Consider the following 8,185-nt stretch of genomic DNA (forward strand, 5'->3'; position numbering starts at 1 on the left):
CTAAAACAGATTCTATTAGTGAAGTCATGAGCAGCAGCTTTGTGAAGGTTGTATTTGCAAATTATATTTTCACAAACTCTGCTCGTGATTTCGAATTATTCAAAAAACTGTCCGAAGTATTGAGTCTTAGAACTGGCTCTAAACCAAAAGTGTCATTTCATTGAGTGTGAAATTTGCGGTAGCACCCTCAGTAGCTTTCACATATTCAGCTAAATGCTCATTAGACATATGTGCTTGCCATAACTCTCGGGTTTCCCAAGTTTCATAAAACATGAAATGTGCTGGGTTATCATTATCTCGATGTAAGTCGTACTTAATCCAACCTTGCTCCTTTCTTGTTATATCGATGAGTTTGAGCAATTCAGATTTTACTAATTCAATTTTATCTTCATGAGCAATGATGTTCGCCACAATAGTTAAGTTTGTCATTTTGTCTTCTCCTAAAACTCTTCTAAAACGATTTTGCCAATAGATTTGCCTGACTCTAATAATTCATGGGCAGATTTAAGGTTTGCCGCATTTATCTTGCCAAAGTGTTTACCAACAGTATTGATAATGCGACCTTGGTCAATGAGCTCGGATACATGATTTAGTAATTTGTGTTGCTCAATCATATCAATGGTTTTAAACATAGAACGAGTGAACATAAACTCCCAATGGAAAGCGATTGATTTCACCTTGATTTTTGAGATATCAAGCGACTGGGGATCATCGATAATCGCAATCGTACCTTTGGGTTTAATCAGCTCAATATAGTCGTTAAAATAACTGTCAGTATGGGTTAATCCCGCAATATGAGTGACTTCACCGATCTTTAGCTGTGAGATTTGTTCAGCGATGGGTTTGTTGTGATCAATGACATGATCAGCACCTAAGCTTTTCACCCACTCTATTGAGCTCGCTCTTGAAGCTGAAGCTATAACCGTAGAGCCCGTCAATGCTTTTGCAAGCTGAATGAGAATAGAGCCAACGCCACCAGCAGCGCCCATGACCAACAACACCTCGTTACCCGAAGGTTGGCTTTCTTCTGTTCGCTGAACTTTAAGGTGATCAAACAGTAACTCGTAAGCTGTGATACTGGTGAGTGGCAACGATGCAGCTTGAGCATCGGTAAGGCTCTTCGGCTTTTTACCGACAATACGCTCGTCAACAAGTTGATATTCTGCATTGCTTCCATCTCGCATAAGATCGCCAGCATAGTAAACAAGATCCCCTGGTTGAAATAGAGAAACGTCTGAACCTGCGGCAATGACTTCGCCTACCGCATCCCAGCCTAATATTTTGTATTCGCCTGTTTGTGGCGACATGTTTTGTCTGACTTTGAAATCGACAGGATTTACTGAAACCGCTTTTACTTGAATCAGTAAATCATGACCTTTAGCGATGGGAGTCGGCAGCTCAATATCGATTAATGATGAAACATCCGAAATCGGTAGCGATTTTTTATATCCAACAGCTTTCATAATTGACCCTAACATTGATTTTTTGATGACAAAGCAAATATTAATGATTGTTTGACTATAGAAAAACAGCGTAATATTTGATTTATTATCAAAAATTATTTGAGAGTAGGGTGAAACAATGCTCGTTGAAGATCTTCAAATCATACTCAAGGTGGCAGAATTAAAGAGTATTACTGCTGCAGCTGAACATTTAGATTTAAGAGTTGCAACAGCAAGTGCTGCAATTAAGCGAGTTGAAAAAAGCCTCGGTGTCGAATTATTTACTCGAACGACCAGAAGTTTGCGCTTATCAAATTCTGGTGAGCGTTATATTCCTGAGTGTCAGCAAGCGCTCGCCTTGCTCTCTTCTGCCAAGAAAAACGTAAAAAATGACTTAGGGATAATTGATGATGAGTTGAAGCTATCAGCATCATCTGATCTAGGTCGAAATCTTGTTTTACCATGGCTTGACGAATTTATGGAAGAGCATAAAGACTTATCTTTAAAACTGCATATCAGTGACAGCAATATCGACTTTTTTCGTGATGCCGTCGATGTTGCGCTACGTTATGGTGACCCAAGTAATTCAAATTTCTATGGATTCAAAATTTGTGATGTTCCTAAAGTCATTTGCGCTTGCTCTTCATACCTCAAGGAATTTGGAACTCCCGAGCACCCAAGTGAATTAGTTTCGCATAACGCCCTTTTATATCAACTGCATGACATCACTTTCAATATCTGGAATTTCCAAGATAGTGGATCACCCGTCAAGGTTAAAGTCACTGGAAACAGAGTAACTAATGACGCAGATCTAGTAAGGCGTTGGTGTGTCGCTGGTAAAGGGATTGCTGCCAAATCTTGTCTGGATATGGCTGAAGATTTATTAGCTGGGCGAATAAAAACAGTGTTGACGGACTATCAACCCAAGCCAATGGAATTATGGTTGATTTGCCCTAGTCGGCAATTGATAACACCGGCGGTAAGGTTACTTAGAGATTTACTTATCGCTCGGTGTAATGAGATTTTAAAGCAACTTCAGTTAAGTAAAATTATTTAACCTGAACTTGGGATAAACAAACCTCATCAGTACCTCTATTTCTGCTCATGCCTTGAACTGAACAAAACTAGAGGCACTGTTGAACGATGTGGAAAAATATTGATAATTTTAAATGCGTTAGTGATTTCATTATCCCGAATTCAGGCTATTTAAATCAGTCAGAAGGTGTCTATTATCTCAATGACGTTATCGTTTTATTGATTTCTTTACGAGTTGCCTCTATGGCGTTAACCACTTCGTTAGTTGCTAAGTTACTGCTTTCAATCGAATTCCAATTGTCTGCCCAACTGCTTCGTAACGCATCAGCCTTTACCATGACACTTTTACCTGCAAGTGGGCTTAAATCATTGATTAAACCAACCTTTACCCAGCCTTTTCTCGGGCTCCCTTCGGATGGATCTTGATCATAATGCAAAGAATAAATAAGTTGCTCAAGTTGTGATAACTCAAGCAGCATCTCAAAGCTCGCAGTACGAACGGTGTTATTTGTTTCAGTAGACTCTAAACGCCAGACATTATAGCTAAACCCTGACAGGCTGAGTAACACACTGAAAATAACGAAATAAAATTGATATTGACGTTTTTTAATAAAGCCAGAAGAGCTGCCTTTATTCAGTATGTCTTTTAAAAACATTTAGTTGTATCCTAAATTAACCAGCGTTATATCAATAATAGTTTATTACCAAGGGGAGATTAATGGAAATAAATGCACAAGTTATATTAGCAATTGTTGCTGTGATTGGACTCATATACTTTATTTTTGGTGCAAAAAAAGGATTGTTGATTTTTGAACTTCACTTTAAAAAAGGGCGACTGGATACACATAAAGGCAAAGTACCGGAAAAATTTATGCGGGAAGCCAGAGAGTTAGCAAAAAAACACAAACTGACAGGTGTTGTGCGTGCTGAAAAGAAATCAGGTGTTCGATTGCATGTTTCTGCAACCATCAATGATGAAATGGCGCAACGACTTAGAAATGTATTCCCATTTGAACTTTACGATAAGAAAAGTGGCGATGCGGGAAAGCGTTCAGCCTAATTGTTATTGAGGCATAAACTGAGCTGATCCGATGTGTATAAGCCTTTAGAGTTGATATTCTATTTAGGTTAATTGCTCTAACTTAGGTTGTAATATTAGTGAAATATTTTGCTAATGGCAGTATACAGAAGTTCTAAAGGGGCGTAAGTACACTTTAAAAGGATCTAAAATGTATTTGAGAAAGTCGCTTTTGTCACTGTCTGTGATGAGTTTATTGTCTGCTTGTGGGAGCGATGATAAAAAAGATGAGCCTATTGTCATCGTACCTCCAACACCACCCGTTGCTACAAACTATGATCATCAGATTAATGGCACAGTTTTATTCCAAGGTAATGTAAGTAGCGCCCAAGTTTGTGTCGATTTGGACATGAATAAAACGTGTGATGACGAAGAACCTACCGCGACCTCAAATAACGAAGGTGTCTATCAAATTGAGTGGGCCTCTCAGCAAGAGTCACCTGATTATTATCTGTTAGCAAGTTGGAGCAGTGCTGCTTCTGCTGCTAACGTACCGCAACCACTGCGAGTGAACATAGTTTCAGGTTCAGTGGGGCAAGGATTTTCTAACACTCACTCCGCATCAACTCGCTCTGTAAGTCAGTTATTTGCTCTGAAGGATCATGCCGGTGCGATCAATGCGCTGACGGATATTGAATTTCAACGTTATCAGTTGATGCTCGCAGCTAATAAAACGGATTCTGAGGTTCAGGAGCTCAGATCGCGTTTAGCCGTTATTCTAAAATCTGTTTATGGCGTTACATCTGATGATGTTTTTATGATGACAGCAGAAGAGTCACAATCTGACGTTTTTGTTTCTACTTTTGAAGTTCAACGTTATATTTTTGCGTTAATTGCTGATTTAGTATCAGACCCACTGGCTGTCGATGAGGTGATGTCAGCAAGTATTGAACAGATAAGAGCTTTAATAGCGCAGAGTCAACAGTCAGTTTTAGATTACTTAGCGACAGAGCCGCTTGAACTTTACTATGTGATCAATGATGCACTAACGGCACAAGGTTATATTGAACAGCCAATTTCAGACAACCTAATGTCTCAAACTGATTGGGATCTTGTGTTTGATGGTTTGGGTTTTAAAGATATGCCTGAATCTCGCAACACTGAAGATAACTTTACCCTTGCACCATCGCACTTGAATTCAGTATTTACCTTAAATTATGGTGATGAGAGCGAACACATGTTTGGCGCTATTATCACCGAACCTACAGGAGCAGGTGTCCCTAAAGCTTTTTCATTGGTTGTGAATTTTGATGAGGAAGATGAAATCCCTCAGGAATGCTGGAATACGGATCTAAACCGCTGGATTAATCCGGATAGAGCTGATTCTGACTACCAGCCAAAAGACATAGAGATCAGCGGAAATGTGATAACAACCTTCTATGATGGAACTGAAGTCCCGATTAACATACGAGTAGATAAAGTAAGCACTCACTCTGCAGTATAGTTATCAATGCTTGCATCTGCACCTGAACAGTACAAGCTCAGTGAGGTAAATTGGCCAAATACCGTTTACCGTTACTTTACCTCGCAACAAGGTCAAGTGCTTTGCCGTGATGAAGATTATATTACCCATAATATGGTCGCGAGTTCTGTTGAAACCTTGTCATCGTCGAATATTGCAGAATCTCTCTATCCAAGCTTCTATCCCGAAGACGTATCGGTTGATGAAGTTAATCAACGTTTTATCATTGACGGGTTAGGCACTTATGAATGGATGTTGCTTGAAACAGCGCCTAATGGCTCACCTCACTTACGTATTATTCAGTTAGAGTCTGATATTCCTGATAATTTACAGAATAATGTTGATCCAAGTGATTATCTCATTGAGGCTTCGGAGCTTATTGAAGTCAGCATCTATGATACGTGGGATTATGATGTATTTAATGATCATTTATTTATCACCTTTGATGGGCATACAAATGATTTTAATGAGCACATAAAAAACCATTTTATGCAATTTGGTGCGCCAATCGTTCCTTAGTAAAACACTTAATTCAAAAAATATGTAAACCTTTTCCTCTTCTTGTTCGTAATGACAGCTTCAACAGGGATGTATGAGGAAAGGGTTATGTTGTCGAACTTACTTATCTTTTGCGTAATGTTTGCTGGATGTATTGTCTTTGGCAGTATGTTTGCACCAGCAGTCATCGTATGGGCCATTGCTCATTTATTGAAACTCAATTCTTTAGCCGAGCTTAATTTAGTTTTATTTGTTGTCGCCCTTGGTGGCACAGTAGATAACATTTTAATGCACTCAGGTTTTATTCAATTCAACAGCCACAGTGATATGGCTCATCAGACATCGGTCATTCCTATTTGGTCTTGGATGATTTGGGTAGGTTTTGGTTTAACATTAAATCATGCTTTGAAATTCTTAGAGTCATCAATTTGGTTACAATTAGCTTTTGGTGCGATAGTTCCACCACTGGGTTATCTACTAGGTGAGCGTGTGGGCGCTCTGACGTTTGAAACATCTACTCAAGCTACCTTAGTCACTTTCGGTATTATCTGGTTAGTATTGATGCCTATCTTCTTCACACTTAAACACTGGATTGTGACCGACACGATCGAGAACAGAGTGGTATAAGGTCCGTTAAGTAGCTCGCATTTGGCCGCAATATTTATTGCGGTTTTTTTTGAACTTTATTGTTTATTACGCCGTAAGTAATTAAACCCAATCGTTTTGATTGCCAAGAATATGAACAAAAACTTCATTTCTCTAGTGTGTAACGGATTGCTTTATAACTTGATGTGGCTTGGCTGTATTACGTATAAATCCGCATTTATCCCTGTTGTTCTGATGTGGGTATTTTGGCATTTAATTTGTCGAAGCACAGCATCTGAACGTGGGTTGATATTATTTGTGGTGTTAATGGGGGGAATCCTTGATTCGGTGCTGATGCAGCTTCAGGTTTTTCAGTTTGAGCAAGAGTCTAAGCTATTCGTCCCTCTTTGGTTGTGGGCAATATGGTTAAGTTTTTCTTTAACGTTATTTCATGCGTTAAAGGCTTTGTCTAAATCAGTGGTCTTACAAATCATAGTTGGTGCCATATTTGCCCCTTTAGCTTACTTTGCGGGCAGAGAGCTCGAAGCTGTTCAGTTTGGCTACTCCGACAGAGTAACACTCATTGTGCTTGGCTTAACTTGGGCCGTTTTGCTACCTAGCTTTTTTTTAGTAAAGAGAATGCTTCTAGAGTTAACGGAGGGAACCCATGAGCACTTCGCTTAAATCACTCATATTTTTAGGTTTAGCCCTCAGTTTTCAAGCTGGTGCATCTTCTCTAAGCCAATGTTCAAAGCAAAATGAAGGGCTAAATAATGCAAAGGAAAGTCTAAATCTCGTAGGGTCTGCAAAATTGAAAGTGTGGTTTTGGAATGTTTATACCAGCGATTTATACACGCCCACAGGAAAATACTCTGGCAAAGAACAATGCTTACTCTTTGAAATTAACTATTTAATGGATATATCAAAAGAAGAATTAATCAATAGCACGGTAGAAAACTGGCAGCATCTGGGGTTAACGCCAAATGATTATCAAGGGTTTGTTTTTAAATTAGAAAAAATTTGGCCGAATGTCTCAAAAGGAGATCAACTTGCATTTCAAGTTTTACCCACTGAAAGCGTATTTTATCTAAACGGAAAGCCCATCGGTAAAATTAAAGGTAACCACTTTGCTTCAATATTCTTAAGTATTTGGCTGTCTAAGAACACAACTCAACCTCAATTAAGAAAAAAATTATTAGGGGCTACTTCATGAAAAAACTGATTACGATACTACTGATCACAATTGCAATTTTTCTGGCCACGTCCTGTTCAACAGATATTCATGAATATCAAGGTGAACAACCAAGGTTTGATTTGAAAGACTATTTTACTGGAAATATAACAGCTTGGGGAATGTTGCAAAACTATTCTGACAAGGTAACTCGTCGTTTTTGTGTTGATATTGAGGGTAAATGGAAAGCAAATAAAGGATTGCTTAAAGAAACCTTTTATTTCGATGATGGTGAAGTCACCCATCGTAACTGGCAATTGATGAAAATGGAAAATGGAAAGTACCTTGGTACCGCTTCTGATGTAGTTGGCGAAGCAAAAGGGCAAGAACAAGGCTTCGCATTTCACTGGAACTATGTATTAAAAGTCCCTGTGGATGGCAGTGAATACAACATTTCAATGGATGACTGGATGTATCGAATGGATAAAAATAGAGTCATGAATAAGACTACGATGAAGAAGTTCGGTGTAAGGGTTGGTGAGGTGACATTATTTTTTGATAAGTCGTTATCAGTAACACAATGCAAGTCGATGTGATCTTTTTCACATTCACTTCCGTACTGGTTTTAGAGTTCCTCAAGGACAGAAGCGCATGCTTAAACAAATAGATAACTTTAAAACTAGTAAATCGTATGCTAAAGCTATACGTATGAAACAAGAATATAGCAATGAATATCTCAGTGAGTTACTTGTCGATGTGGCTTTAAAGCGTGATCAGAAAGCATTTACGATTGGGGACTGATCAGATCTATATGATCTAAAGTCACAAATACAAGCGAGCTCGCCAGAGCAGGAAGTCCAACTCTGGTGATAAATATCAAAAGCAAATTTGTTTTTAGTGAGCGTTTCCAGAAG

The 8,185-nt window shown here is 38.7% G+C and carries 11 protein-coding genes; 8 read left to right on the plus strand and 3 right to left on the minus strand.

The genetic code is table 11. The features are described 5' to 3' along the window. Nucleotides 1-138 precede the first annotated feature (138 nt). Nucleotides 139-429 carry a putative quinol monooxygenase gene (locus tag JQC92_RS19730; RefSeq protein ID WP_205001252.1) on the minus strand — a complete coding sequence of 97 codons (291 nt, stop codon included), beginning with the start codon at nucleotides 427-429 and terminating at the stop codon, nucleotides 139-141. 11 nt (nucleotides 430-440) lie between these two features. Beyond that, entirely contained in the window at nucleotides 441-1,463 is a 1,023-nt protein-coding gene (locus JQC92_RS19735; RefSeq protein WP_205001253.1) for a zinc-binding alcohol dehydrogenase family protein, read from the minus strand. A 118-nt stretch (nucleotides 1,464-1,581) separates the two neighbouring features. Between JQC92_RS19735 and JQC92_RS19740 the strand changes: the two genes are divergently transcribed. Next, nucleotides 1,582-2,499 (plus strand): LysR family transcriptional regulator, encoded by a 918-nt coding sequence (locus tag JQC92_RS19740; RefSeq protein ID WP_205001254.1) that lies wholly within the window; start codon nucleotides 1,582-1,584, stop codon nucleotides 2,497-2,499. 172 nt (nucleotides 2,500-2,671) lie between these two features. On the opposite strand, the gene JQC92_RS19745 is transcribed toward JQC92_RS19740, so the two are convergent. Further along, nucleotides 2,672-3,133 (minus strand): hypothetical protein, encoded by a 462-nt coding sequence (locus tag JQC92_RS19745; protein WP_239480653.1) that lies wholly within the window; start codon nucleotides 3,131-3,133, stop codon nucleotides 2,672-2,674. 68 nt (nucleotides 3,134-3,201) lie between these two features. On the opposite strand from JQC92_RS19745, the gene JQC92_RS19750 reads away from it, so the two are divergent. The 7 genes from JQC92_RS19750 (at nucleotide 3,202) to JQC92_RS19780 (ending at nucleotide 7,867) form a co-directional block, all read left to right on the plus strand. Further along, nucleotides 3,202-3,537 carry a DUF3634 family protein gene (locus JQC92_RS19750; RefSeq protein WP_420851331.1) on the plus strand — a complete coding sequence of 112 codons (336 nt, stop codon included), beginning with the start codon at nucleotides 3,202-3,204 and terminating at the stop codon, nucleotides 3,535-3,537. A gap of 169 nt (nucleotides 3,538-3,706) precedes the next feature. Next, nucleotides 3,707-4,999: a hypothetical protein gene (locus JQC92_RS19755; protein WP_205001255.1), complete on the plus strand. Its 1,293-nt coding sequence runs from the start codon at nucleotides 3,707-3,709 to the stop codon at nucleotides 4,997-4,999. Between the two features lie 6 nt (nucleotides 5,000-5,005). Next, nucleotides 5,006-5,536 (plus strand): hypothetical protein, encoded by a 531-nt coding sequence (locus JQC92_RS19760; protein WP_205001256.1) that lies wholly within the window; start codon nucleotides 5,006-5,008, stop codon nucleotides 5,534-5,536. Nucleotides 5,537-5,623: 87 nt separating this feature from the next. Then, nucleotides 5,624-6,142: a DUF2878 domain-containing protein gene (locus tag JQC92_RS19765; protein ID WP_205001257.1), complete on the plus strand. Its 519-nt coding sequence runs from the start codon at nucleotides 5,624-5,626 to the stop codon at nucleotides 6,140-6,142. A 111-nt stretch (nucleotides 6,143-6,253) separates the two neighbouring features. Beyond that, nucleotides 6,254-6,784 (plus strand): DUF2878 domain-containing protein, encoded by a 531-nt coding sequence (locus JQC92_RS19770; RefSeq protein ID WP_205001258.1) that lies wholly within the window; start codon nucleotides 6,254-6,256, stop codon nucleotides 6,782-6,784. Continuing rightward, nucleotides 6,768-7,313, plus strand: a complete 546-nt coding sequence (locus JQC92_RS19775; protein WP_205001259.1) for a chalcone isomerase family protein — start codon at nucleotides 6,768-6,770, stop codon at nucleotides 7,311-7,313. The genes JQC92_RS19770 and JQC92_RS19775 overlap by 17 nt, the downstream gene beginning before the upstream one ends. Next, nucleotides 7,310-7,867, plus strand: coding sequence for a DUF3833 domain-containing protein (locus JQC92_RS19780; RefSeq protein WP_205001260.1), 558 nt, complete (start codon nucleotides 7,310-7,312; stop codon nucleotides 7,865-7,867). The genes JQC92_RS19775 and JQC92_RS19780 overlap by 4 nt, the downstream gene beginning before the upstream one ends. The last annotated feature ends 318 nt before the right edge of the window (nucleotides 7,868-8,185 follow it).

Origin of the sequence: Parashewanella hymeniacidonis, from assembly GCF_016900895.1 — a bacterium.
Lineage (GTDB): Bacteria > Pseudomonadota > Gammaproteobacteria > Enterobacterales > Shewanellaceae > Parashewanella > Parashewanella hymeniacidonis.